Annotated in this window: 26 protein-coding genes; 14 read left to right on the top strand and 12 right to left on the bottom strand. The window is 43.1% G+C overall.

Annotation, left to right across the window (positions count from 1 at the left end; translation table 11 throughout):
• Positions 1–392: 392 nt before the first annotated feature.
• The gene (locus AACT52_RS01845; RefSeq protein WP_073629249.1) at positions 393–2,330 is read right to left on the bottom strand and encodes an EamA family transporter; all 1,938 of its coding nucleotides are present in this window, start codon (positions 2,328–2,330) and stop codon (positions 393–395) included.
• Between the two features lie 489 nt (positions 2,331–2,819).
• On the opposite strand from AACT52_RS01845, the gene AACT52_RS01840 reads away from it, so the two are divergent.
• From AACT52_RS01840 to AACT52_RS01825, 4 genes are all read left to right on the top strand, one after another.
• Positions 2,820–3,032: a hypothetical protein gene (locus tag AACT52_RS01840; protein ID WP_073629247.1), complete on the top strand. Its 213-nt coding sequence runs from the start codon at positions 2,820–2,822 to the stop codon at positions 3,030–3,032.
• A gap of 376 nt (positions 3,033–3,408) precedes the next feature.
• On the top strand, positions 3,409–3,795 hold the full coding sequence (locus tag AACT52_RS01835) for a phosphomannose isomerase type II C-terminal cupin domain (protein WP_073629245.1): 387 nt from the start codon (positions 3,409–3,411) through the stop codon (positions 3,793–3,795).
• Positions 3,796–3,854: 59 nt separating this feature from the next.
• Entirely contained in the window at positions 3,855–4,337 is a 483-nt protein-coding gene (locus AACT52_RS01830) for a GNAT family N-acetyltransferase (RefSeq protein WP_073629243.1), read from the top strand.
• 416 nt (positions 4,338–4,753) lie between these two features.
• The gene (locus AACT52_RS01825; protein ID WP_073629241.1) at positions 4,754–5,164 is read left to right on the top strand and encodes a phosphomannose isomerase type II C-terminal cupin domain; all 411 of its coding nucleotides are present in this window, start codon (positions 4,754–4,756) and stop codon (positions 5,162–5,164) included.
• A gap of 3 nt (positions 5,165–5,167) precedes the next feature.
• On the opposite strand, the gene AACT52_RS01820 is transcribed toward AACT52_RS01825, so the two are convergent.
• Positions 5,168–6,196, bottom strand: coding sequence for an isopenicillin N synthase family dioxygenase (locus tag AACT52_RS01820; RefSeq protein WP_073629239.1), 1,029 nt, complete (start codon positions 6,194–6,196; stop codon positions 5,168–5,170).
• Between the two features lie 482 nt (positions 6,197–6,678).
• On the opposite strand from AACT52_RS01820, the gene AACT52_RS01815 reads away from it, so the two are divergent.
• Positions 6,679–7,185, top strand: coding sequence for a sterol desaturase family protein (locus AACT52_RS01815; protein WP_073629237.1), 507 nt, complete (start codon positions 6,679–6,681; stop codon positions 7,183–7,185).
• A gap of 16 nt (positions 7,186–7,201) precedes the next feature.
• Here the strand turns inward: AACT52_RS01815 and AACT52_RS01810 are convergent, their stop codons facing one another.
• The 6 genes from AACT52_RS01810 to AACT52_RS01785 all read right to left on the bottom strand — a co-directional run bounded on the left by AACT52_RS01810 (position 7,202) and on the right by AACT52_RS01785 (position 13,867).
• On the bottom strand, positions 7,202–7,942 hold the full coding sequence (locus AACT52_RS01810; RefSeq protein WP_096549310.1) for an amino acid ABC transporter ATP-binding protein: 741 nt from the start codon (positions 7,940–7,942) through the stop codon (positions 7,202–7,204).
• Between the two features lie 238 nt (positions 7,943–8,180).
• A complete protein-coding gene (locus tag AACT52_RS01805; protein WP_073629233.1) occupies positions 8,181–9,215 on the bottom strand; it encodes an amino acid ABC transporter permease in 1,035 nt (344 codons plus the stop codon).
• 142 nt (positions 9,216–9,357) lie between these two features.
• A complete protein-coding gene (gene iscB / locus AACT52_RS01800; protein WP_073629231.1) occupies positions 9,358–10,641 on the bottom strand; it encodes an RNA-guided endonuclease IscB in 1,284 nt (427 codons plus the stop codon).
• A gap of 352 nt (positions 10,642–10,993) precedes the next feature.
• Positions 10,994–11,911, bottom strand: a complete 918-nt coding sequence (locus tag AACT52_RS01795; RefSeq protein WP_073629229.1) for an amino acid ABC transporter permease — start codon at positions 11,909–11,911, stop codon at positions 10,994–10,996.
• A 135-nt stretch (positions 11,912–12,046) separates the two neighbouring features.
• Positions 12,047–13,090, bottom strand: coding sequence for an amino acid ABC transporter substrate-binding protein (locus AACT52_RS01790; RefSeq protein WP_073629227.1), 1,044 nt, complete (start codon positions 13,088–13,090; stop codon positions 12,047–12,049).
• Positions 13,091–13,240: 150 nt separating this feature from the next.
• Positions 13,241–13,867: a flavin reductase family protein gene (locus AACT52_RS01785; RefSeq protein ID WP_073629225.1), complete on the bottom strand. Its 627-nt coding sequence runs from the start codon at positions 13,865–13,867 to the stop codon at positions 13,241–13,243.
• A 233-nt stretch (positions 13,868–14,100) separates the two neighbouring features.
• On the opposite strand from AACT52_RS01785, the gene AACT52_RS01780 reads away from it, so the two are divergent.
• The 3 genes from AACT52_RS01780 to AACT52_RS01770 are packed head-to-tail and all read left to right on the top strand — an operon-like array spanning position 14,101 to position 15,690.
• Positions 14,101–14,238, top strand: coding sequence for a hypothetical protein (locus tag AACT52_RS01780; protein WP_158054547.1), 138 nt, complete (start codon positions 14,101–14,103; stop codon positions 14,236–14,238).
• Positions 14,239–14,257: 19 nt separating this feature from the next.
• Positions 14,258–15,172: a DUF1932 domain-containing protein gene (locus AACT52_RS01775; protein WP_073629207.1), complete on the top strand. Its 915-nt coding sequence runs from the start codon at positions 14,258–14,260 to the stop codon at positions 15,170–15,172.
• A gap of 14 nt (positions 15,173–15,186) precedes the next feature.
• Positions 15,187–15,690 carry a GNAT family N-acetyltransferase gene (locus AACT52_RS01770; RefSeq protein WP_073629205.1) on the top strand — a complete coding sequence of 168 codons (504 nt, stop codon included), beginning with the start codon at positions 15,187–15,189 and terminating at the stop codon, positions 15,688–15,690.
• 8 nt (positions 15,691–15,698) lie between these two features.
• On the opposite strand, the gene AACT52_RS01765 is transcribed toward AACT52_RS01770, so the two are convergent.
• The 3 genes from AACT52_RS01765 to AACT52_RS01755 are packed head-to-tail and all read right to left on the bottom strand — an operon-like array spanning position 15,699 to position 18,215.
• Positions 15,699–16,412, bottom strand: a complete 714-nt coding sequence (locus AACT52_RS01765; protein WP_073629203.1) for a haloacid dehalogenase type II — start codon at positions 16,410–16,412, stop codon at positions 15,699–15,701.
• Positions 16,413–16,437: 25 nt separating this feature from the next.
• The gene (locus AACT52_RS01760; protein ID WP_073629201.1) at positions 16,438–17,133 is read right to left on the bottom strand and encodes a GntR family transcriptional regulator; all 696 of its coding nucleotides are present in this window, start codon (positions 17,131–17,133) and stop codon (positions 16,438–16,440) included.
• A gap of 47 nt (positions 17,134–17,180) precedes the next feature.
• The gene (locus AACT52_RS01755) at positions 17,181–18,215 is read right to left on the bottom strand and encodes an RRXRR domain-containing protein (RefSeq protein ID WP_073629199.1); all 1,035 of its coding nucleotides are present in this window, start codon (positions 18,213–18,215) and stop codon (positions 17,181–17,183) included.
• A 736-nt stretch (positions 18,216–18,951) separates the two neighbouring features.
• Between AACT52_RS01755 and AACT52_RS01750 the strand changes: the two genes are divergently transcribed.
• The 6 genes from AACT52_RS01750 to AACT52_RS01725 all read left to right on the top strand — a co-directional run bounded on the left by AACT52_RS01750 (position 18,952) and on the right by AACT52_RS01725 (position 23,180).
• The gene (locus tag AACT52_RS01750; protein ID WP_073629197.1) at positions 18,952–19,131 is read left to right on the top strand and encodes a hypothetical protein; all 180 of its coding nucleotides are present in this window, start codon (positions 18,952–18,954) and stop codon (positions 19,129–19,131) included.
• 98 nt (positions 19,132–19,229) lie between these two features.
• Complete coding sequence (locus AACT52_RS01745) at positions 19,230–20,651, top strand: MFS transporter (protein ID WP_073629195.1); 1,422 nt, start codon at positions 19,230–19,232, stop codon at positions 20,649–20,651.
• Between the two features lie 152 nt (positions 20,652–20,803).
• Positions 20,804–21,553 (top strand): SDR family oxidoreductase, encoded by a 750-nt coding sequence (locus AACT52_RS01740; RefSeq protein ID WP_073629193.1) that lies wholly within the window; start codon positions 20,804–20,806, stop codon positions 21,551–21,553.
• Positions 21,554–21,556: 3 nt separating this feature from the next.
• Entirely contained in the window at positions 21,557–21,787 is a 231-nt protein-coding gene (locus AACT52_RS01735) for a histidine phosphatase family protein (protein ID WP_073629191.1), read from the top strand.
• Positions 21,788–21,808: 21 nt separating this feature from the next.
• Positions 21,809–22,474, top strand: coding sequence for an HAD family hydrolase (locus AACT52_RS01730; RefSeq protein WP_073629189.1), 666 nt, complete (start codon positions 21,809–21,811; stop codon positions 22,472–22,474).
• 49 nt (positions 22,475–22,523) lie between these two features.
• Positions 22,524–23,180: an HAD family hydrolase gene (locus tag AACT52_RS01725; protein ID WP_073629187.1), complete on the top strand. Its 657-nt coding sequence runs from the start codon at positions 22,524–22,526 to the stop codon at positions 23,178–23,180.
• Between the two features lie 889 nt (positions 23,181–24,069).
• Here AACT52_RS01725 and AACT52_RS01720 read toward each other — a convergent pair.
• Entirely contained in the window at positions 24,070–26,082 is a 2,013-nt protein-coding gene (locus tag AACT52_RS01720) for a carotenoid oxygenase family protein (protein WP_073629185.1), read from the bottom strand.
• Positions 26,083–26,119: the final 37 nt, after the last annotated feature.

The following is a 26,119-nucleotide window of genomic DNA, read 5'->3' as shown; positions in this document are numbered from 1 at the left end:
TGCGTAGAGCCGCCTTACCTAACAAAAAACATTCTTCTTAAGTCAACGGTATTGAATTCTAGCGATTTTCGATTTAATCTGATAAATAGAGCACATTGCTCGTGCATCAAGTACAACGCTGTTGTCTAAAAGCAAGACTTAGAGGAAATTTTACTTCTGAGTTCTGAGTTCTGACGACTGAACTGCTGCTGCATGTGAAGTTAAGGCGTTCCCAAAGAATAGAGTACAACCTTACTCTTATTTGAAGCGCTACGCTCTACACGCCTACAATTTGGTGTACTCCACATACATGAAAAGCCCTATAAATATGTAACCAAAAACTTTTTTGTCAATCTTCCGGATTCATTGGTAAAGTCATCGTATATTCTGAATAGTTTGGAAATTTCTTGCTATTAATTGGAAGACTTATTATGGCGTTTAGGAGAATTGCGGATTTTTTCAAAACAGAAAGTCACGGCTCCGAAAGTCACTAGCAAAACTCCCAAAGCTTGCTCAAGCGGCAAGGTTTCCTGAATAATAAACCCAGCAAAAATGACCGTGAGGGCGGGAATCGTTGCACCGATAATTCCTGCTCGCGAACCACCAATTTTACGAATCCCAAAATTATTTAACAAATAGCCCAAGAGCGTCAGGACACCCAGTAGGAAAGCACATAAAACAAGTTCGAGCAAGTCAGCAGGATTGAGTTGCACCTTCCAGTTTGTGGGTAAAAGCAGTATTAAACCGAAGATAGACAACAGCAACATCGTAGCGAAGTTAATCAAGGTAAAAGAAACTGGATGCAGTTTCGCAGCACATTTGCGTGAGAAAATTAGGTAGAAGGCAAAAGCTGTTCCAGAAGCAAGTGCTGCAATGCTCCCCACAGGAATATTGCCCATGACAGTTCTGGTGGAACCTCCTAAAACGAGCAACTCACCTAAGCCAATGACAGCGATCGCGCCAGTACTGAACAAAGTCAGGCGTTCGCGGAATAAAAACCACGACAGGAGTGCGGTGATCACCGGATAGACAAAGAAAAGTGCGATCGCCATTCCAGTAGCGACTTGACCGATGGCAAGGTACATGAGAACCTGAGATAGAAATAAAAAGCATCCACTGACAATCGACAGCACCAACACCGGCTTTGCGGTTGGATGAGTGGCATTTCCTCGGACTGAGTCACTCAGGTATTGCAAATCTTGCCACACTCGTGAATGCAACATCGGAGCCAAAAGCAACATCAGCGGTACAACCACCAGCATCCTAAGCATCAAAATTAACAGACAATTCCCCAAAGTCGGCGATATCAGGCGCTGGACGTCAAACACACCGAAAATTTGGGAACCTGGGAGGAAAATCACCTTAATGGCTACGTTGTACAGCGCTGACGCCACTGTTGACAAGACAAGCAGGATGATTCCCGTCAGTTGCACCGAAGACATTCTCGTCTGCGGTAGAGGTTGACTTGGTGTTAATTGTGGCTCTGGTTTTGAGGCGGTGGACTCAGATGGTACGGGAGTTGGTTCTGGAATTGCACCAGGAGGCTGAGTTGTTTCCCATGGCGAGGCTATGTTTTGGAAAACAGAACCCCGAGTAGGCGTTTCTTCCTGTGGCGCACTACTGGGTAGAACCGTAATTTCTAGCGGAACATCCGTTTGCAACTTTGTTGGAGTTTCCGAGGAAGTTGGCTGTGGCTGTTGAGTTTGTTCAATCTCAGGAGGGGGAACTTGTGCGATCGCCCAAGGGGCAGTGGTGGAGCCAATCGCACAAGTTTCATCTGTTCTTGTTCCTTCCAATTCACACCGGAGGCGATTCACTAACTCTATTAAAATTGCTTCGCCTTCCCTTTGTTGGATACTCATCCGGGATAACTGTTGAGAAACACTGCTTTGATAGTTTTTTAGCTCCTGTTGCAGTGAGTTAAAGGTGATAGTGAGGGTGTCATCCAAAGAGCCAAGGAGTTTTTCTGCATATTCATTTTCACTCTCTGAGGTTGTGGGTGTTTGAGAAACACGCCCCATAGCTTGAGTCGCTAAAGTTTCCAGAGAAGATTGCAGCTGCGTTGATATGTGATTAGCTAGGACTTGTGACAACTGACGAATCAACGCTTGCTGTTCGTTGATTTGGTGTCCCTGTTGTAGATATTCTTTTTCCTCTTGCAGCCGTGTAATATCTTTAGTTAAGCGGTCTTTTTCTGCCTGTAGCCTGTGGACATCTTCCTGTAAGGACTTCAGCAAATTCCGTTGGAGAATCTGCAATTCCTCAGTAACAGCCCGTAAGGCAGTTTCTGCTGCCCCGTATGGATCGCCTTTTCCTCCCAGGTTATCTGGTCGCCTCTCGAATCGCCCCATTAGTCTTTAACCTCTCACCGTTTCAGCATCAAGTAGCAAGCGTGTTTACTTGATCGGCGCTTATATTCCTACTATTTGTGTTTCGTGTCAATGGACATATACTTACTTTCAGATAGAAAATGGCGGCAAGGCTGAAAAATCGGTATCTTTTAATCTGAGATGAAAGCTGATACGCCAACGACACTGACTGTTCAGATATCTTGACAAATATAATTTTGTACTGTAATAAGTAGTATCAATAGTATCAGTAACAGAAAGCGCTACACAATAAAACCAGGCTTAAAATAATTGCACAAAAGTTCTTATAGTGTCAATGACACCTTGGATATTGTCTGAAATCAAGGTGCATTCTTCCACTCAAGAAATGTTAAGTGGCATCCACTGCACCAACAGCAAACAAGGTGGCTTTCTGCGCTTCTGTCAAACCTGTAACTCAGTAGATATTCATTTGTAAGTGTAAGCGATCGCCGTAATTCCTAAAGGAGGCTTGTGCCAACGCGCGTAGCGTTCCGCAGGAAAGGCGGGGCTTTGCCCAATGCCCTTTGGGCACGCAAAGAACGTTCGCCCCTTGCAAAAAAGCCTCCCTTTGGAAGCATCGCCGCTAGTGGGGGCTTTTTAACAGTGAACAGCTACCTACGCAGTTATCAGTTAAATCCTTGGGGGAAACACCACACCAAGAGCACCTTTATGCGTTGGTGGTGAGCCACTGCGGTCTTGGGGTTTCCCCAAGTAGAGCAAGTGGCGTTCGTCGAAGACGTGCCGAAGGCATACCCGGAGGGCGGTGAGCGCATCCCCCAAAGCGCCCGCCTGACTGACGACTGACGACTGACTCAGGACTGATTTAAAACGTTCATAGGCTTAGGGGTACTGGGAAGCACGAGGGCAATTGCTATTTGGTGTTGCGGACAAGTCACTCTCTTTCCTGTCCAAAAGTACTCTATTTGTAGATTGGGTTGAACAGTAGCGAAATCCAATTACTTGCGTAAGGCGTCAAAATTGCTACAATATCTGCTATAAATTTTCTGATGAAAGCAGATATCAATTCTGCTGCAATAGTTGTCTAGTGGAGAATCTAGTTATGACTCAAAATGAGAATGGTACTTTATCAAATGTAAATCAATCTTCTTCACATTCAGGTATTCGATACTGGGGTAAAGTTGAGCTTATAGAGGAAGGAGAAACTTATAAAATTAATCGTCTTGAAATCAAGCCTAAGCACAGCATGAAAGCACAAATTCATTACCATCGTAGTGAACATTGGGTCGTAGTTTCTGGTGTTGCAAAGGTGACTTGTGGTAACGAGGAAATATTACTAAATCGAAATGAATCAACTTATGTTCCTCCCGCCACGCTTCATAAAGTAGAAAATCCAGGATTTATTGAGCTAGTTATTCTGGAAGTTCAAAATGGTGAGTACTTGGGAGAGGATGATATAGAGCGCCCATTAGACTTGACGTTGGTCTAACCCAAAAAGGTGGGCAGTGCCCACCCTACAAGCTGCTAACCTAGGCTGTAGAGAAAAGAATGAATACGAACAAAAGTTTTCAAGTTAGAAAGGCAGCACAATCAGAGAAACACTTCGTATATCAATTGGAGCAGACATATTGGAGTGAATATGGCTCCAAGATATGGGGAGAATGGCAAGATGAACAATTTGAAAAAGTATGGGCAAAAAGTGGTTACGAAATTGTTTTATTAGACGGTGTACCCGTTGGTTTATTCCGGGTTACTAGGCAAGATTCTTCACTATATATAAACGCCATACACGTAATTGCAGCACACCGAAATGTTGGTATCGGTACCTGGATTTTTGGTAATATAGAAGCGCGTGCAAAGCTTTTGCAGTTATCTGTTGTCAAACTAAGAGTGTTCCACACAAACCCTGCTAAGCGATTATATTTACCCCACGGTTTTCAAAATGTGCTTGTGGAAAAGCACTGGGCTTTTATGGAAAAAACTTTTTTTGGGGAAACGATCAGAAACTTTTCTCAACCAACGTTTTCTTAGCTCTGTAACCGTTCCCCGCCTATTTCCGCGCATTGTAGTAGCTAATATTATAAGGTTTTTTCTTAACATTAATACATCTTCTTCGAGTCAAATTAATAAACTTTGGTTCACTAGTACCCTTGACAAATTACTCGCCAAGGAAACAAATTCTTAATTTTTAGCTGCTCTTCTAAGATTACAAAATTTATTATAAATTAATACTCTTTGAGCAGCATCAGAATCTTGTCTTTTTATTTAATGAGAGTTAAAATTCTCTATGAAACTGTGTATACAATCTATGAAGTATCGAGTTTCTAATTTGATTCGGAACTTTCCATGCGGAGGTTTGTACTTGGTTACAAATTATCACAATCCCCGCCCCTTTAACCGACATATTGGTGAACAGTAGTGATGGTTGTCTAGTTGAGAATCTAGTTATGACTCACAATGAAAATAATGTTTTGTCAAATGTCAATCAATCTTCTTCTTTACATTCAGATATCCGATATTGGGGTAAAGTCGAACTCATAGAGGAAGGAGAGACTTATAGAATTAATCGTCTTGAAATCAAGCCCAAGCACAGCATTAAACCACAAATCCATTATCACCGTAGTGAACATTGGATCATAGTTTCTGGTATTGCAAAGGTGAGTTGTGGTAACGAAGAAAGAGTACTGAATCGAAACGAGTCAACGTTTGTTCCTCCCGCAGCGCTGCATAAAGTAGAAAATCCAGGATTTATTCCGCTGATTATCCTGGAAATTCAGAATGGTGAGTACCTCGGTGAAAACGATACAGAGCGCCCATCAGATTTGGCTTTGGTCAGGTCTGTAGCTGAGAGTGAGTAAGCGTCAAAAAACCGCTTGACGCAACTGTGGGAAAACTTTAGATACCTTGCTCAATACGTAATCACCATACGTTCCACGAAATTCGTGAACACTAGCCCGATCCCAGCGTTCGTCTTTGTTATCAGGCACTACCCCCACGCCGTCTAGTTCAATTGGCTTCACTTCGACGTTGAAGTTGGGATCGAAGAAGAATGGGAAAGAAAGGCGGTTTCTTCCCGACTTATTTTGAACGCGATGAGGTGTAGAGCGATATAGTCCTTGCGTCATGCGGTCTAGCATATCGCCGATATTGCATACAAAAGAATCTGGAACAGGGGGCGCATCTATCCAGCCCGATTTCGACTTTATCTGCAATCCGCCTAAGTCGTCCTGCTTTAAAATCGTCAGAACGCCGTAATCTGTATGTTCGCCTACACCCCACCTCTTTTCACCCTCAGAGGGTGATGGATGAGGGGGGTAATTGAAGATGCGGAATAATATAAGCGGATCTGATGTGTAACGCTCAGCAAAGTAGGACTCCTCTAGTCCGAGGCTCAAGGCAATGCCACCCATTAGCGTATGTCCAAGCTGGGTCATTGCTGCCATGTAGTCAAGTACTGTCTCGCGAAATAGCCCAATGTTTGATGGAAAGAGGTTAGAACCGTGCATGGGGGTATCTGCTTTTACAAGCGGGTGGTCGTCTCCTAACTCAGCGCCAAAGTAAATACCTTCTTTCAAGTCAGGTTTTCCTGAGGTGAGTTCACCCCCAACTGGGAAGTATCCCCGCCATGCTCTACCTCCCAAAGCCATGCGGATTTGAAGCTTGGTTTGCAAATCTTGGGCAAAGAACTGCCGACTAAGCTTTTCCAACCTCTGCTGCAATGCTTCGTCCACCCCGTGTCCGACAATGTAGAAGAATCCATACTCGCGACACGCTTGTCCAATTTCAGTGGCTACCTGGTGGCGATTGCCAATTCCAGACACCAGCGCACTGATGTCAATGATTGGAACCACCTGTGAAAACCCATCATTTCTAACTTGCAAGATTTCCATCCTAGGATTGTGCTGAGGATTGTCCTGGAAACAGTTAAGGATAACCTTAACCTAAACTTGTACAACTTTTAACTCAACTTTTGCTGTTTCTATCTTACGTTATCTAAGGTATCTAGAGAGAATTGTGTTAAACTACGGTAAATACATCGTATTTTAGATATATGCAATTGTATCAATAGCTGAAAACAGTCAAAACTCTCTAAAATTGCTAGTCAAATGCTACTTTGCTTTGCCTAACAACTGGTAATGCCGTTGGTTGTAGAAAATAAATCATTCTAAAACTGTCATTCAAAGCAAAACCAACAGGATCTAAAAATCTCAGTCGAAAGCGAGAATCCTTGCAAAATGCTTGACAGCGCTATGGTTTTGTATGCTTTGTACCCAGTGCCAAGCCTTGCAAACCACGTATATGGAAACGCCTACAGCATACGGATTTGGATTCTTTTTTGTGTGGTGGTTTTTACTGAACTTGAGGAGTAAAAATGTTTAAGGCGATCGCGTGTGCTTGGATACTACTTGTTGTTGGCGACTTCCTTTCTACTTTTTGCTATCACGTACCTGAGCATGTTTTTGGTCATCTCCACCTACAAACTCACCACTCCTACAAGAAGAACTTTCGCCATTACGCTATTCTGACGCTGAATCTCCAGGTTCTTCTAGATGGTATTTTGGGTGCTTTACCTTATTTACTCGTAGCAGCAGTGCTATGGTACTCTTCCCCCATAGGCGTTTTGTGCGGGCTACTGTTTGGTCAGTTTCATGTATGGTGGAGACATACGAGCATCTTGGATTGGCAAACTCCAAAGTCAGTGGATCTTTTGTGCCGGATTCTATTTATCACAACTCCAGAAAGACATTGGCAGCACCATCAAAAAACCAACCAGGGTTACGGGGATATTTTCACATTCTTTGAACAGCCAGCTCAAGGCTGGTTGCGTTTGCTACGCCTGTTGAGGTTGCGTTTTTCGCACCGGATTGTGTCCCAATAATATTATTTAGGTTTTGCTAGAGAATCTGAGATAAGAACTTGCGAGTGCGATCGTGCTGGGGGTTTTGAAAAAAGGCACTTGGCGTAGCTTCCTCTACAATCGTACCGCTATCCATCAAAATCACGCGGTCAGCGACTTCGCGAGCAAATCCGACTTCATGGGTGACGACTACCATTGTCATACCATCAGCGGCGAGGGTTTTGATCACCTCCAAAACCTCTCGCACCATCTCTGGATCTAAAGCGGAAGTGGGTTCATCAAAAAGCATAATTTTGGGCTGCATAGCTAATGCTCTGGCGATCGCCACCCGTTGCTGCTGTCCACCCGACAATTGTCCTGGATATTTGTGTGCTTGTTCCAAAATACCCACTCGTTCCAGCAACTGCATCGCGACTTCTTCTGCTTTGACTTTCGTCCACTTCCGCACCCAGGTTGGTGCTAGAGAGATATTTTGCACCACACTTAAGTGAGGAAACAAATTGAACTGCTGAAACACCATCCCTACTTCTCGCCGAATTGCCTCAATATTTCGCATATCATCGGTAAGAGCGATACCGTCAATTTCAATTCGTCCTTGTTGATATTCTTCTAAAGCATTAAAGGTACGAATAAAAGTTGATTTTCCTGAACCCGAAGATCCCATCAACACCACCACTTCTCCCCGATTTACTGTCAGGCTAACACCTTGCAAAACGTAGAATTTTCCATACCACTTGTGAACATCTTGAGCAACAATAATAGGCTGTTGAGTCATGATTTAATAGTTATTTTACAAAAGTATGATTTAAGGATATTTAGAACCACAGATGGACACAGATTAACACTAGTTAATTATCTGTGTCCATCTGTGTCCATCTGTGGTTTTATTTTCATTACTCTTGACTTTTCTCAGAGGTTAAATAAAATTTTTCTAGCGCTACGTTGAAATTCCGATTCTCTGAATTGCTGATGACCAGTTGCCGTCGTGATTGCAAGTAGTTTCCCCTCATCTTCCATCACCGTTGACCGACACCCAACTGCTTTTCTAAACGTCGAGAAGCTAGGGACATAGAATAACAAAACACCCAATAAATCAGTCCAATAAATAAATAGACTTCTGCATAGCGATCAAGAAATTGAGGTTGAGCCAAGATAGACCGAGAAATTCCTGTTAATTCCAATAATCCAACAATTGCTAACAGGGAAGTGTCTTTAAATAGACCGATAAATTGACCGACGAGGGGTGGGATAACAGCACGTAGCGCCTGCGGAAGAACAATCAGTAGCATTGTTAGGGGAGTATTAAATCCCAATGCTTTAGCGGCTTCGAGTTGTCCGCGTGGAACTGATTGAAGACCACCACGTACATTTTCTGCTAAATAAGCGGCACTAAATAGAATTAAACCAGCAATTCCCCGTAGGACTCTGTCTAAGCGGTATTCTACTGGCAGGAACAAGGGTATCATCACTTGAGCAAAGAACAAAATCCCAATCAGTGGTAGTCCCCGAATAATTTCAATATAAAGGATACTAAACCAACGCACAAAAGGCAGCTGACTCTGACGCCCCAACGCTAGTAAAACACCCAAAGGAAAAGAGAGAACAATACTAACCAGCGCCGTCACCAAAGTGAGCAGCAAACCATTCCACAAACCGCTTTCTACGGGTTGCAGTCCAAAGCCACCGCCAATAAGCCACAGGATGATTGGGAAGGAAAGCGCCCACCCAAGGGGTAGCCAACTGTTCAACCTACGGGGTAAGCGTTTCGTGAGAGTTCCCCAGGACAAGCCAGCGAGACCGAGGATAATCAAGAGTGCAAGCCACAGTCGCCAATAAAGTTCCTGCGGGAAACGACCAACAAAAAATAAAGAGAAGTTAGCTTTGATGACTTGCCATTTTGCTTGAGTCAAGACCCAAGTCAAGATACCTTTGATACCAAAAAACAGCAAACAGAGGCAAACAACTGTGAGAATGCTGTTGTACCAGTTGTTAAACAGATTTTTGTGTAGCCATTGTAAAATAGTTGGTTTTTGACTTTTAAGAAAACTCATCTACTACCTCCAGGAGACTCCCGCTATAACGGTACTCCGTTCAGCGGTGAGAGGAATGGAGGGGAAATTGTGAGACGTTCCCCGACTAATTCTTGAGAGTGCAAACAAAGCGAGTGGGGACAGCCCTTGCATTTCTAATCTCTTAGAATGCATACGAGTAACCGTCCTTTTTGTGAATATGTTTGCAATGCTTGTACGAAATTCCTTGAACCAGTCCATTTTTAGTCGAGATATTGAAACTTCCTGTTGCACGAGTCGCGATTCTTCCAACGTATTCGCCGACTTTCTTACCACTCGTGACAACAGCTTTGACAATATCGCCAGTTTGAAAACCAAAGTGAAACTTAGTTCTTGAACAATGGCGATTTGGAAAGCCAAATTTGTCTGTACGACATGATTGACGTGTACCGTGACCATTAGCTGTAATTAGCAAAGGTTTAACACCTTTGATATTTAAAAGTGGTGTTGACTTACCAACACAAGCAGCGTCAAGCCAATGAGATTTTTTTAAGTTTTGCTGGTTACGATTAAACTTTGTTAGCCCACCAGAATCCGTTTCTACTGGTAAACCAGTTGCTTTTAAAACGGATAGTAACGCAAATCTAGTTGTGTTGACTGCTGCTGCATCTGCCAAGGGTCTTTTTGCAAGGCTTTGGATTTTCTCTAATCTAGACGGGTCTTTTTTGAGAAACTCTTTAATATCTTTAGTACCTTTCTTTGTATTACATTTCTCGCAACTCAAGGTCAGGTTTGTGATTGAATTAGAACCTCCTTTAGCTCTTGGGTGAATATGCTCTATTTGAAGTGGAACATCTTTAACTCCGCAATAAGCACACTGTCTGTCCCACTTTTCTAACAGGTACTCTCTTGTCTCGTAACCTGCAAGAGTACCTTGTTGATATTCCTTAGCTTGAATATCTGGATTACGCATCAATTGCATATCAAAACGTACTAGTTCTTGACTAATAGCTTCAATGGGTGCAAATTTACGTAACTTCTCAACCCAAATCTTGATATTGTCAACTCGACTTTGCAAACTTGGGGCTAACCAACCTTGAGGACGTGTTCTATTTAAGAAACGTGGCTTGCGATAGCGGGTTTTGCGATTTCTTCTACTGCGTCTTAATTGTCTTCTGGAGGTTAAAGCATCCCTAATTGTAAAACCTCTATGCTTTAACTCAGCAGCAAAAATAACAACGCCTGTGATATCGTTAACTAAAGCTAATCCCGTAGTTTTTGCTCCAGGTTCAATCTTTAATCTAAGTGGTGAGACAGGAGAATCAGAACGTGATTCTTTGAGAATCAAAGTAAAAGGAAATCGCCTATAAACTGCTGCTTTTTTGTTTCGTAATAACTGCCTAGCCTGTGCTGGATGAATTGGGTTTAACTGTCGTTTTTCTGAATCAATTACTAACACTTTGGACAGATGTCCCTCCTTGCGGGTAAAGTTAGCCTGGACAATGATTTAAAGGCTTTTTGCGCCAACGACACTAGCTTCAAACGGCAGGTGCTTTAAGTCGGGAAACCCTTTCGCCAGTCGCCTGCTGTCGGGAAACCCTCCAAAGGGCGCTGGCTCACCAACGCACTCTGCCTCCCCAATATGCTTGTTTAATCGTTGACCTCAGAGCTACAGACTGGCTATGCCTATCGGCACGCTTGCGCGAACGTATCTGTAGGTGAGATGACCTAAAAATCGTAGTGATTTAACACTTAGTCGGGTAAACTCTAGGCTTTTAAAGCCCCCATCATACTACTTTTAGCAGTTGGTGGTGGGTAGTTTACCTCTCCTTAAGTTGCACGCTACGGTTTAATAAATTCATCACTAAGGAGACGGTTAGGCTGATGGTTAAATAAGTAACCATAATTAACAGCATAACTTCTACGGCTCGCCCTGTTTGGTTAAAAGTGGTGGAGGCAACAAGGTAAATATCGGGGTAGCCAATCGCAATGGCTAAACTAGAATTCTTGGCTATATTAAGATATTGACTTGTTAGTGGCGGAATAATCAGCCGCAAAGCTTGGGGGAAAATCACTAGCCGCAATACTAACCCAGGCTTTAGACCTATTGCTCGTGCTGCTTCCCATTGTCCTTTAGGTACTGACAAAATGCCAGCTCTAACAATTTCGGCAATGAAGGCACCAGAGTACAGCGTCAATCCCAGAATAAGTGTTGATAATTCGGGGGAAAATTGTATCCCAAAAGGAAGGGTGACCCCCCGGTTGTTAATATTTATAAACCCAAGCAGAGAAATTTGATTTTCTGTTTTTGGTAGACTTAGGAAAACGGCGAAGTACCAAAAGAACAATTGCAGAAGTAAGGGTGTGTTGCGTAAGGTTTCTACATACACTAGAGCTAGCTGACGCACTAACCAGTTATCTGATAGCCGCGCCACTCCCACGATTATGCCAACAATTGTTGCCAGAATGATGCCAAAAACTGTGACTCTTAGGGAGTTCACCAGCCCAACTAATAAAGCGCGGCTATAGGGGTCAGAGGGCTGGTAAGAAATTGGAGTTTCGCCAATGTTGAACGATGCTTGGGATTGTAGAAAATCAAATCCCAGTTGGATTCCGAGTCGCTGTAAATTGTAGGTCAGGTTGTGCCATAGTATCGCTACTAAAGTAGCAACTATGAACACAGCTATTAACTGACCGACAACAGGAAAAAACCGTCGGTTGCGCCAAATGGGAGTCATAGGCAATTCAAAATTCACGCATTAAGAAACTGACTGCTAATGAACATCCTAACTGCTGCTTATAAGGGAATGAAATGGAAGTCTTTAGTCCTTAATTATGAGTCATTAGTCAAAAGTATTTGACTAATGACTTCTTTATCGGAAGGGGGGAGCATAAAGAATACCACCTTTATTCCAAAGCTTGTTTGGACCTCTATCCAGTTTCAATTCAGAATTTTTCCCTAAATTCCGCTCGTAAACTTCACCATAATTGCCTACGTGTTTAATAATGCGAGATGCGAAGTCGTTTGTCAAACCGATGCCTTTTCCAAGGTCGCCTTCTGTACCTAATAAGCGCTTCACTTCAGGGTTAGAACTGGTGGCTAATTGGGTAACATTTTGGGAATTAACTCCCAGTTCTTCGGCATTAATTAGAGCAAATACAGTCCATTTCACCACATCAAACCATTTAGAGTCCCCATTGGCAACAGCTGGTGCTAGGGGTTCTTTCGACAACACGACATCGAAAACAAGATGCTCATCTGGTTTGGGGAGGGTGGTGCGCCGGGAAACTAATTGAGAACGGTCTGAGGTTACGGCTTCACAGCGACCTTGCTCGTAGGTAGTGAAGGTAGTGTTAACATCTTCAAAGACGAGAGGCTTGTACTCAATACCCCGAGAACGCATTTGGTCTGATAGGTTTTGTTCGTTGGTGGTTCCTGTCTGGGTGCAAATGGATTTGCCTTTGAGGTCTTCCAGCTTTTTAATATTGCTACTTTTTTTCACCATTATGCCTTGACCGTCGTAAAAAACCACAGGAGCAAACTCCAGACCCACAGAGGTATCTCGGCTAATTGTCCAAGTGGTATTCCGGCTGAGGATGTCTACTTCGCCAGTCTGGACCGCTGTAAAGCGTTCTTTGGCGTTTAAGTTGCGGAACTCTACTTTTTTGGGATCATCAAAGAGTGCTGCGGCGATCGCACGGCAAACATCCACATCTAACCCTGCATATTCACCGTTAGGCTTCACAAAACTAAATCCTGGTAATTGTCCGCTGACACCGCAGATAACCTTGCCACGGCTTTTGATTGTATCCAACCGACTTCCACTACTTCCTCCTGATTGTCCAGCGCAAGCATTCAGTGAAAAGACCAGAGGTAAAGTAGCTAGCAGTAACAACCGCCATTTACGCTTCAACATTGACCAATTTTCTCCTCTACTCAATAAAGACTAAGATAAACTCTATTGTTTCTCAGATGGTTGCAAAAGCGAGCGATCTATACTGGCAATGCATTGTCTTGATAAACTCTTGTTGCCCAATGTCAAATTTTTTGCAAAAGACGCTATCTCTCAGGTTTTTGGAGGCTGATAAGTCGGGCGAGCAATCTCGTACAAATCTCTTGTGCGAGTATACCAGTTTCCAGAAAGGCGACCGATCGCATGGAGTTTCGAGACATCTATGGTATTTTGCGGTGTCAGTAAATCATCGCGTACGTGCCACAGCAATGCCTCAGCAATAATTAAACCAGATGGGCTGCTCTCGTTTCCTACATAAATCACTTGTTTCACTTGGCACTCAATATTAATTGGTGACTCAGCAACTCGCGGCGCACGTACTTTCACGGAGGGAACGGGAGTCAGTCCCGCCTCTTGAAACTCGTTCACCTCTGGCGGAAATTCTGCACTGGTGGTGTTCATTTGTTCGTCTATTTCTTCGACAACCACATTAACCACCAGTTCTCCTGACGACTCTGCATTCGCCAAAGTATCCTTTTTGCCAGCACCGCGCCGCGAACCGCAAGAAATAGCTAAAGTCGGTGGATTACCTGTCACGCCCATAAAGAAACTGAAAGGCGCAACGTTAGGTGTTCCATCGGGTGCGATCGTTGAAACCCAGGCGATCGGTCGGGGTACAATTGAACCGATAAGTAATTGGTAGCTGTTTCGCGGGTCGATCTGATAAGGGTCTATAATCATTTATCTGTTCCTTAAAGAAACTACAAATTTAAGATAAACAGCTTATTATCAAAGCAATTATCCACCTTCATGTCTTGTAAACTTGACAGCGTCTCTTGCTTTTTCCTGCTATCTGTGCGATTTTCGTATTTAATATAGTACGGTATCCCGGTAAGCTTACCGCTTATTTAAAATTAGTTCTTTAAAAAGCCCCAAAGACTCCCTTAAAATTCTAGAACCAGGGTGAAACAGCTATGTCTGAACCACGCTACGGAATTTGGATTCCTGTTGGCGGTAACTATGGACTATTGAACCACCCCCTGTCCCTTATTACTTCTGCTCTAGAGTTAGCAGACGAGGCGAGATCACTTCTTGCACTTGATAAAAATTAATGTTTACTTGAGTAAAAATATGCCTATTCAAACTGTTGGTATTTTAAGCCCTGGTGATATGGGACAGGCGATCGCCTCTGTGCTGAATCAACACGGGTTAAGGACGGTTGCAGCTCTTGATGAGCGTAGTCAAAGGACTCGACAATTAGCATCTGAAGCAAAAATTGAGGATGTTGGCTCGCTTAAGCGCTTGGTTGTCGAATCTGATTTGATACTCTCAGTTTTGGTTCCCGCAGCAGCGCCTCAAGCAGCAGCGCAGGTCGCTGAGGTGATACAAGAGGTTGGTAAAAGTATCTTGTATGCTGACTGTAATGCGATCGCACCCTACAAAGTCAAACAAATTGAGCAAATCATCCAGACAGCAGGCGGACAATTTGTTGATGCATCCATTATTGGTCCACCTCCACGCGTGCCAAATCGTACCCGAATGTATGTGTCGGGAGTACAGGCGTATGAGCTAGAACAACTGCGGGATTATGGACTAGATATCCGCGTGATTGGTGATGAGATTGGTCAAGCTTCGGGGCTGAAGATGTCCTATGCTGCACTTACCAAAGGGCTGATAGCAATTGGGACAGAATTACTCATTTCAGCGCATCGACTTAACTTGGAAGACGTGTTGTGGGATGAACTGTCTCTCAGCCAAAAAAATCTGCTTGATTGGCTAATTCGTGCCATACCGACGATGCCACCGAAAGCACACCGTTGGGTTGGTGAGATGGAAGAGATAGCAGCCACTTTTGGTAGTGTAGGGCTAACAGAACTTACGTTCAAGGGAGCAGCAGAAATTTACGAACTTGTGAAAGAGACATCGTTAGGTAAGCAAACGCCTGAGGAAAATACCCAAAATCATAGTAGTAACGGTCATCAAAAACACCTTGCTGATATCATTGCTGCACTCTCACATGAGAGCCTTGATCAAACTCAGCGCTAAAAGCAAAGCACACCATGTGCAGAGCAAAACCACAATCAAGCAGCCTTCCTCATTTGCCAGACACAACAATCACCATTCGCCTTATTACACGCGACGAACTTCCACAACTTCTGGAGTTGTATCACCACCTCCATCCCGTCGATGCACCTCTACCCACTGGCGATGTAGTACAGGTGTGGGACACAATCTTATGCGATCCACGCTTGTACTACATCGTTGCTGACATTGGTAGTCAGTTAGTAGCGACGTGTAACTTAACCATCGTTCCCAACCTGACGCGCGGCGCACGTCCGTACGGCATTATCGAAAATGTTGTCACCCACCCGGATCATCGACGACAGGGATTTGGTACGCAGGTACTGCGTTATGCCTTGAGTATTGCATGGCAGCAACAGTGTTACAAAGTCATGCTTCTAACTGGCTCAAAACGCGAGGAGACGTTGCAATTCTATGAGCGGGCTGGATTCAAGCGTGGAGTGAAAACCGGATTCATTGCCCTACCACCAGAGGAATTGTGAGAAGGTCATCACTTTGGTGAGAAAACAGTGTTGTCAACAATTGCAGCTAAACTTTTTAAATCTGGCACTTCCAAATCTGCTTTACCTTGAGCAGGTAGATAAGCTCCAGAACCTTCTTGACCTAGTCTGCGGTTCACCCAAACTGTCGATAACCCTAAGGAATTTGCCGGAACAATGTCGTGGTAAACACTACAAGCAACGTGCAAAACTTTTTCAGAGGGTAGTCCAATTTTTTCAAGCGCCACTCGAAAATTTTGCAGTGAAGGCTTGTAGCTTTTCACCTGCTCGGCGGTTACAATCTCATCAAACTCAACTTGCAAGTGCTTGCCTGTCAAAGCAAACAGCTCATCATCAACGTTGGAAATGATTGCCAGTTTGAATTGCTGTTTCAGTGTCTTCAGGGCTTCAACTGTATCAGGAAATGGTTGCCAGTCCTTGATAGAATCAGCAAGCGCATTCAATTGTGTGGCAGAAGGCGTAAATCCAAACTGCTCCCCAAACTTTTGTACAACCCCTCTCAGAACATCTTTATACTTGCGGTACTCTCCCTGCTCCAGATCGGATTCAAAGCGAGCGAACCACTCAAGGATTTCGTTCTCACTCAGTTGAATCTGATGGCTTGAGAAAACTGGTTGCAGCGCGTCCAGCACTCCTTTTTCCCAATCAATCAGGGTTCCATAGCAGTCAAAAGTCAAGATTTCATATTGGTTTAGGTCAATCATGGTGTCTATTTCCTCATTCAATACTTTACTTTGTTTGCTCTAAATTTTGTTTTTCTATTGCCCGTAGATGTTCCACCAGTGCTTTACCGTCAATATTGTGGTCTCGGGCAATTTGCTCCGCACTCTTATCATCGCCTGAGCAAATTGCGTTTACTAATTTCCGGTGCTGCTCTACAATGTCATCCAAATCTGGATGTATTGCGTTGCAGGAAATAATGTAAAGACGGATTTGCTGTTCAACAATTTTGTACTGCTCCTGTAATCGACGATGACCAGCAAGTTGAATGATTGCCTTATGCAGGGCAAAGTCTGCATCAGCGATTTGGCTCCAATTCCCCTTCTGGACAGCTTTGACTAACTGTTGCAAGCCAGCATTAAGCTCTTTTGCCTGACTCGGTGTTATTGCAACAGCCGCCAGTCCCGCCGCCAGACTCTCAAGCGCACTCCGCAGCGTGTATAGCTCCCAAGCATCCTGCGAACTCAGTCCCGAAACAGTACAACCTTTATAGGGTAACTGTACAACCAAGCCTTCATAGGTTAACTGCTGTAATGCCGAGCGTATAGTCGCTCGACTGAGATTAAATTGCTCTGCCAGGTTAATTTCTAGCAAACGACTCCCCGGTGCAAGTGTACCATCGAGAATTTGTTCTCGAATGACATCAGCCGCCTGAACATCTAAGCTCCGAGGAACGACGACAGACTTGGGTTGCTTCCCTTTCATCGAAACTCCTGGGTCTCTTGCCCCGTCCTTGTAGGACGGCTTTATAATTAATTAGCAACGCGCCACGAGTTATAAGACAAAAACTTACAATCTGTGGGTAATGCATTTTGAGTCAATCTTTTGCCCGAAGTAATATCGTGCAAGCTAATGAGTTTTCTTTTTGGGTCTTTTTTTGTCGGAGATTCTTGCCAACCCCCAACATAAGAGAACCCATATTTGGGATGTTTGACGATTGATCCACGTTTCAGTCCAGCGCTCATTGTCCCGCCGTACCGAGATCGGACGTGTCCCGCTTGATGTTGCAATCGGTGCAACTGGCGGCGATAGAATTCCAAAGGTACTATTTCAATTAACGCGGTGTTATCAGGCTTGACCTGTCCCGTGACAACCGAGTTAGCTAGCACCCATGAATCAACACAGTGAGCATCAAACTTGTTTGAAAGTTTGTTTTTGGACTTTTTCAGTCCTAATTCTTGGCGCATAGAATACGTCTCAAATCCCTCTCTGGTTTCTAGGATTGCCATAAGCTGTAGTTCTTGGTAAAACCACTGCTTACCCACTTCTAAGGGAGAAAACATCGCGTTGTACTTACGCGCCCCGAACCTGGTTCTTGCCTTGATGTCTTCAATTACAAAAGTAGTAACAGGAAACATTGAGGCTAACCACTTGCAAATACGTAATTTCCACTGCCAACGAGCTTTCGTGGATGGTGGTAGCTTCTCTTTGTTGACAAGTCGGTTGGCACGGTTTTGACGACACGGTGTTTTGCGGAACCGTCTAGCGCGTCGCATATTTCGACGAACTTCTACATGGTCCTTGACCCAATCTACGGCATGAGTTTGGACGTTGAGGTAGGTATGAGACTTGGACTTTACCGTAAAACCTTCACGCTTAGAACCTGGATCAACTCCTACCGCAACGGGTTGATAATTGCGGTCTGATGGTTCTACGTTGAGTCGAACACAAAACACTCCTTTTCTAAAGAATGGTGTAGCCTTACCTGATTTAATCCAACGCCTTGCTCGACTAGGTGTTGTTGGCATCAAGGGTCGATTGTTTGAATCTACGACTGGTACGAACATTTACGATAAATCCTATCGCTAGGTATGTATTTCCCTTCGACGCTGACCAACGGAGTGGAGAAAAACTAGGGAAGCATTCTTCCGTCCTACGAGTTACCATGCTAGTTGGTTCAGCCCCAACAAGAACGTTTGCAACGTGTGGGCTAGTTGTCTAGACACTGGTTTAGTCCTGAATTCAGAAAGTGGTGAGTTTTCTTCTTTCAAGCCCCATCCCTTTTAGGGTGGGGTCAGTGACGCAAACTACTCATACTCAGACTTTATCTACAATATTGTATATTGTCAACAATCTACAATTTAAATAAACACTGACTTGGATTCATCCTGCTTGCTTTTCGCAACTAACGGTGATAAAGTTCTACCTATCAAGCAAATTACCTATTGCCGACCAATTTACCGTATTTAAAATGAGTAAGTTGAACGGCAGCGCTATGATTCGTAATTAGTCATAAAATTACGAAGTATCTTTTTATGTTCTCTAGAAGAGAAATAAAAAGCAAGTGTAGCATCTCATTTATTTAAATTAGGAAAATTTATATAGATTAATTTTAGTAATTTTGAGGAATTAATATCATTTTTTTTAAGCTTAAATTCAAGCAAATACCAGAAAATAAAAGCAAAAGTTTTGTCGATTGATGGTGTGGATGAGTGACAATTGAAAATTATTTTTTCAATATTGAATTGCCAATTTTGAATTTTTCTACCTCTTAACATCCCTATTAAGCAGAGAGTACTATATATGGATATTGGGCTTTTCCATCAAATGTGGGCATCTCCTGGAATTGCAGACAAGGAATTTTTTGCCCAAACTGTAGCTGATGTGCAACTGGTTGAAACTCTCGGTTTTGAATCTTGCTCGTTTGGAGAACATCATTTTTGTGCGAGCGAAGGCTTTCTACGGCCGATTGTCGGTTCCTGAAGTGTTTATTGCTAAACTGGCTGCGGAGTAAAGCACGCATAATATTACGTATAGAAATTATTAATCAACCTAAATTTAGGAATCGAGGAGGCTGAAGATTGCCGGACTTACAAGCAAAACCCCAAACTTTAGCTGCCTCTCGAAAATGGTTGGTGATGTTCAGTATCGGTCTTGGGGTATTCATGTCTACTCTCGATGTGGGCATCATTAACGTGGCTTTGCCTACACTGGTTCAGTATTTTCAAACTAGTTTTCCTCGGGCGCAGTGGGCTGTCCTGGGTTACCAGCTGATTAGCTCCAGTTTAGTTTTGGGAGCGACTCGCTTGGGTGATATATGGGGTAAGAAATACCTCTACTTAGGGGGACTCGTTTTATTTACCTTGAGTTCGCTGTTGTGTGGAATGGCACCCAGCATTGATTGGTTGATTGGGTTTCGCGCACTTCAGGGATTGGGTGCTTTGTTTCTCTCCGGGCTTGGTTTGGCAATCATTACAGAAGTCTTCCCTTCCTCGGAGCGTGGACGAGCCGTGGGGATAATCGGTAGTGTTGTTTCACTGGGAATTGCCCTTGGTCCTTCGGTAGGAGGGCTGCTTTTGGGATGGGCTGACTGGCGTATTCTGTTCTTCATTAATGTACCGCTGGGTTTAATAGCTAGTTTCCTCATAGCATCGGTTGTGCCTCCTTCTGAACGGAAAAAGGAAAAACAGCACTTTGATTTGCTCGGAGCCTTGTTAACTCTGGTGACACTCAGTAATTTTGCACTAGGCATGACTTATGGGCAAAGCGAGGGCTTCGGCAGTGGTAGTGCATTGTCGTTACTGTTGCTTGCGGCGATCGCCCTCCTAAGTTTTCTTTTGGTTGAAGCTCTTTTGGAGGAACCACTTCTAGAGTTGCAAATGTTTCGTAATCCTCGCCTGAGCATAGGTTTGCTCAACGGCTGGCTAGTGTTCATTGTCCTGACTGGTGGGCTGCTCATTACCCCCTTCTTTCTAGAGCGAGTCAAGCAGTATCCAACCTCAAAAGTGGGGCTGTTGCTGGCGGTGTCGCCTGTCGTCAGTGGGTTAATTGCTCCACTAGCGGGTACACTGTCAGATCGCTTTGGTTCTCGAACAATGTGCTTAATTGGGCTGGGAGTGATGATTGGCGGTTGTCTGGGTATTAGTACCTTGGACGCTCAAACCACTGAACAAGATTATGTGCTGCGCTACCTTGTGTTTGGCACTGGGTTGGGTTTGTTCCGCTCACCTAACGATAGCACTGTTATGGGAGCGGTGCCCCGGGAGCGTTTGGGAATTGCCTCTGGGTTATTATCTTTGTCCCGTACCTTGGGGGTTAACGTCGGAGTTTCGGTGATAGGAGCTGTATTTGGAGCGCTGATTGCAAATTTGGCTCCAGGTACAGATGTTGCTGTTGCTCCCCCTGAGGCAGTTGTTGCAGGGTTCCAGGGAAGTTATCGCCTAGCGGCGCTGATTCTTTGTGGAGCAGCAGTTATGACAACTCTGAGATTTGGCAGGGTATAATGAATCGCGTACTTCCATCTCTTGCGTCGGTATACCAAACGCTGTCAAGACCCCAAATTAGACTCAACACCTAAAATACGGTAAATCGATAAAAATACAATAGTATAATACTTGCACGAAATCCAACTTTAACATGAGTTTGACAGCAATCTATGGCAGGTAAATTGGAAGGAAAAGTTGTCATTGTTACTGGTGCTTCAGCGGGTATAGGTGAAGCTACGGCTATTGCTTTGGCACAAGAGGGTGCAACCGTTGCGATCGCTGCAAGGCGTGCTGAGCGTCTCAATGCCGTGGCAGAACGCATTGAAGCCAGTGGCGGCAAGGCATTGCCCATTGTTGCTGATATCACTGACGAAACTCAAGCTAACAACCTGGTGCAAAAAACGAAAGCAGAATTTGGTCGGGTAGATATCCTTGTGAATAATGCAGGTGTTGCATACCTCGGTGAGATTGATGGTGGGAATACTTCAGAGTGGCGACGTATGATTGACATCAACGTCCTAGGACTGCTGTATACAACACACGCTGTTCTTCCCATTTTGAAAGAGCAAGGCGTCGGACACATAGTTAATATCTCATCGGTCGCTGGTAGGACAGTACGAGCAGGTGTGGGTGTTTACAATCTGACTAAGTGGGGTGTCAACGCATTTTCAGAAGCTTTACGGCAAGAAGTTTACAAGCATAACATCCGTGTTACCATCATTGAGCCAGGTCTAGTGGACACAGAAATCAATAACCACATTACTGACCCAGTTGCCAGACAAACCAGCGAAGAGCGTCGCAAATCACTCACTCCACTGCAAAGCGAGGACATTGCGGCTGCCATAGTATACGCCGTTACTCAGCCACAGCACGTTAATGTCAACGAAATCCTCATTCGACCAACTGGGCAAGACCGCTAAACCATGTCAGGGAAGCCTTTTCGAGTTTATTTTGTTCGGCATGGTGAAAGTAAAGCCAATGCTCTTCATGTGTTCTCTAATACAGGTGTAAAACATCCCTTAACTGTAGCCGGGATAGAACAGGCGAAAGCTTTAGCAAATCGGCTTTCGCCAGAAAAGATTTCTGCAGTATTTTCTAGTCCTTTACTACGGGCTACACAAACTGCAGAAATCAAGGCAAGTTACATTGTCTAGAGTGGAGTGGAATTCTGTTAAATGATTAGAGCCGTACTCTTTGATTTAGATGGAACTCTTCTTGATAGAGATGCTTCCATCAAACATTTTGTTGCTAGGCAATACGACAGACTCACGCCAAAATTAAAGCAGATTCCCAAGTCTGATTATGTTTCGAGATTTATCGAGTTAGATTGCCGGGGTTATGTTTGGAAAGATAAAGTTTACCAAACCATCGTTTCTGAATTCGGATTGCAAACTATTTCTTGGCAAGAGTTGTTAGATGATTACTACACACAGTTCATACATTCTTGTATTCCATTTCCAAACTTACTGGAAACTCTCGATATTTTAACAACACAAGGATATTTACTTGGAATCATTACTAACGGTCTTGGTGATTTTCAGAGGCGTACGATTCAAGGGTTAGGTATTGAGAAGTACTTTAAAACTATTTTGATTTCAGAAGTTGAAGGAGTCCGCAAGCCAGAAGCTGAAATATTTCTTCGTGCTTTACGCAATCTTGGAGTGACACCAGATGAAAGTGTCTTTATTGGAGATCATCCCGACACAGATGTAATGGGAGCAAAGCGCGTCGAGATGAAAAGTTTTTGGAAGAAAGACTTAGGTTGGCAAGAGCCAGAAATTTCAGACGGAATTGTTGATGATTTATCAGATCTGCCTGTGATGCTAAAATGTTTTTCATAACTAGATGAATTCTAACCTAAGCCCAAATAAATCATAAATAATCAGAACTATGGATGCTGTACTGTTTGATATGGATGGCACTTTATTAGACAGCGAACCACTAATCGATATTTCTTTGATAAAAATTTGTCGAGAACTTGGCATTGAATTAACAGAAAGTATCATAGAACAATTTAGGGGCTGTGATAGTCCAACATTCTGGAAATACCTTATCAGTGAATTTAATTTAACTCTGTCAATAGAAGAGTGTGTTTTAAAGGAAACATATGATTTTGTAGAAGAAGTCAAAAATCATGGTAATCTTGCACCTATTGAGGGAGTTAAAAAATTGATTGATGAGCTTTTAGGATTTGGTATTCCTTTGGCTCTGGCATCTTCATCTTCAAGAATAAAAATAAAGACAATTTTGGACATCTTTGGAATGCAAAGCAAATTTCGTGCCAAAATTTCAGGTGAGGACGTTGAGCGAGGAAAACCTGAACCTGATATTTTTTTATTAGCAGCTAAAAGCCTGAATGTGAATCCAAGTCGCTGTGTCGTTATTGAAGACTCGGAAAATGGTGTAAAAGCTGCTAAAAAAGCTGGGATGAAATGTGTAGGATTTGCTGGATTGAAACATAACAAGCAGAATTTATCGAGTGCAGATTTAATTGTCAGTGCCTACTCGGATTTGAACTTTCAAAGGTTACAGCAATTGTTCGACTAAGTTTTTAAAATAAGTAATGAATAAATTAGATAACGCAGTTTTGGTCAGGTAACACACTTATTTGAATAAACTTCTTGCAAAAGGATGATTTAAAGATAGACAGAACCACAGATGCAGACAGATTAACACTAGTTATTTATCTGTGTGTACCCCCCTCATTTCCCCCTACAAGAGCAGGGCTGTTTCATTCCCTCAAAGGCTCATAATGTCAAGGGTTACTTGAGCGCCATTGCCCAAAGGGCAAACTTCTAGCGGCGTATCGCTCTGATTTTCCTGAGTCTAAATGTAGGTTTTCCATCATTTCTGTCTCAAAAATCATCGCGCTTTGATATTGACCGAACAAGGCAAAAGTTAAAAGTTAAAAGGCAAAAGAAAGAAAAAGAAAAAACGGTTTCAAGCCCCTAAATTTATTTATGGAAAACCAAAAAAGATTTTTTTCGAGACACATAGTGCGAGAAAAAAAGGCGTCCGCAACAAAAATGCCCTAATTTTAATTATGGGGATTCTCTTTTTACTTTTTACTTTTCTCTTTTTACTTTTTAAAAATCCTCCCTCCTTATCGAATGAAACAGCCCTGCCCCGCTCAAGGGCTATTTTGACTTCTTCGTAAACCTTTTCTTTTATTTCGTATCCTGGAAGTCTAATTATGATGACTTTTTAGGTTAGAGAAGCAATCTTAGATAACTATACAAATACTATAAAAAGGAGGGAGATACCTGGCTCCTTTTTATAATATTTTTATAATTACAATGACAATGATAACTTTGGAAAAAACTAGGCTGGAAGAACCTTAACCTGTAGATTCTTTTGCTAGCACTTAAAAATCAACTTTCACCAGTCTACTAAATCTTTGCCAACGCACACTCTTCTCAAAGTCTGTGTTCGTTGATTACTCAACATCTATATCATCAATTTCTCTTTCGATCTCGTCTTTTTCATCCTTTGTAATCGAGGATAAATCTGTCTCCAGAAAGGAGAGCGTATTGTCGATTAAAGAGCGCTGATCACGCGTCAACTGAGCCTTGTAGCTAGCCTGGCGGGAACTAATATTCTTCAACCATGTTGTGTGTAATGAAAACCCAAAGTTCAGGTTAGGATGATACAACTTACATAATGGTCCCTGCTGCAGATTCTCCGCATCAAAAATCCAGATTTCATTGCGCTTTGGAGTGGAAACGACACATACAATGTAACCGTTTGTTGAACTTTCCTCACCCTCACTGCGTGGCACAAACTGCGGCGAAACCGCTATGTGTTCTTTAGGAAACGCGTAATAATCAGGGATTTCCATTGCCTCATTTGATGAAGTGTGTAGTCTGAACAAGCAAGAGGGTTTAGCAGAATTCCTGGCAAGTTCAAGAACTTCGTCCAATGGCTTTTGTCTGTATGGATAATCTCTGTACAGATCACAAATAAAATCAGTTACCAAATCCTTCCAAAGTCCTAAAGAAACCCAGTAGATATTGTCTAGCTTTTCTGGAGTTGTACCCGATGAAGGTAATCTATCAAGGTAAGTGAATAGCCCTGCTCCCCAAGTGCAAGTGTCATGAGTGATAAGTTTAGATTCAATTGTTGGCTCTTGGTTACTAAGGTCGATAACGTAGCGTCCCATAACGCTGATATCTAACTCACATTGTTGCATTCCATGTAGATGTTGCGGTAGAGGCTTCTGGTCATAAGGCGAGGTATCATATCTACGTATCCATTCGGCAACATTCCAAGCACAAATATGTGCAATGTGAAGTGTAATTTTATTATCGGGATTTCTGTAGTCAACTAGAAAATGGCAAGCTTCACGAGGAATGGTTATCTTCTTCACGACAACTGAATCTTGTCCCTCTTGCAGATCATGACGGGACACAATATAGAGAGTGGAATCAGGTGAAGGCTTACGTTTTAATAATTTTCTAATTGCCTCTTCTGAATGAGCGTCTAAACTAGTTGGCAAACGATTGTTAATCAGCTGCTCAATTCCAGTAATAAAGGAAGTGTCCATGAGCACGACATAATCTTCAGTTATCCCCATTTGATGCATACTTTGCTTAATACTGACAGGTGAACCATCGGGGTTGACTAGCTTCCATCGTTGCAAACTACCTGTACCATCCCAACAGAGCAGATGGACGAAATCACCATGAGTAATTACATCGGCTTTAGATATTAGCTGTTTCAAGAAATTAGTATGTAGTTGAGCATATTTTTGTCGCTGTTGCTGTTGATGTTCTTCAAGGAGATTAATATAGTCATTCGCCTCTTTTCTTCCTAAAATATTACTCAAAGATCTACCGTAGTTAACGGTAAACATTTGGTGCGTGTAGGTATCAAAAACAGGATGTGCAGTACTTAAAATCGGTGGAAAGCGATACGGCAGTTTCGTCACTGCTTGCCATTCTTTCCTTTCCCCAACTGGAGTCACTACCTCTAGTGTTTCTGTATCAATTTCGTAAGGACGACCCGCATCATAAGTTATTAACAGACGCTCATTTAAGTCCCCAGGAAATTTCATGGGTAGAAAAGCTGTATTTAACTCATTGCGAAAACCAAACACTAAGGAAAACCTCAAAATACCAAAATTGCGGAATTTCAACAACTTTTGATTTTGTGTTTTTATGTCAAAGAAGTAATCTGGTGGCTTAACAATCTGTGTCTTCCAAGTAACTTCTCCTTTTTGATCAAAGTCCAGTCGAAAAATCATTCCGTCACCATTCAGGTATGTGCTTCCGTCTTTGGGTGGGAGACCGTTAGAATCAATAGTGCCGACTGGTGCAACGATAAAAACGTGACCTTGCAAATCATTAGGTAATTCTCCGTCAATTTGCATTTTGTCAATGAGTTCTTCTCGACTGGCATCCAAGATTGATTTTGGTACTGAAAAACTTTGGTTGGTGAATTCCTGAACCATCTCTTCCTCCTTGGCAACGCAACCATGAATCAACTGC

Origin of the sequence: Scytonema sp. HK-05 (assembly GCF_963872035.1) — a bacterium.
Taxonomy (GTDB): Bacteria; Cyanobacteriota; Cyanobacteriia; order Cyanobacteriales; family Nostocaceae; genus Kalymmatonema.
The sequence above is the reverse complement of the archived record's forward strand: the minus strand, read 5'-3'. Positions and strand labels throughout refer to the sequence as shown.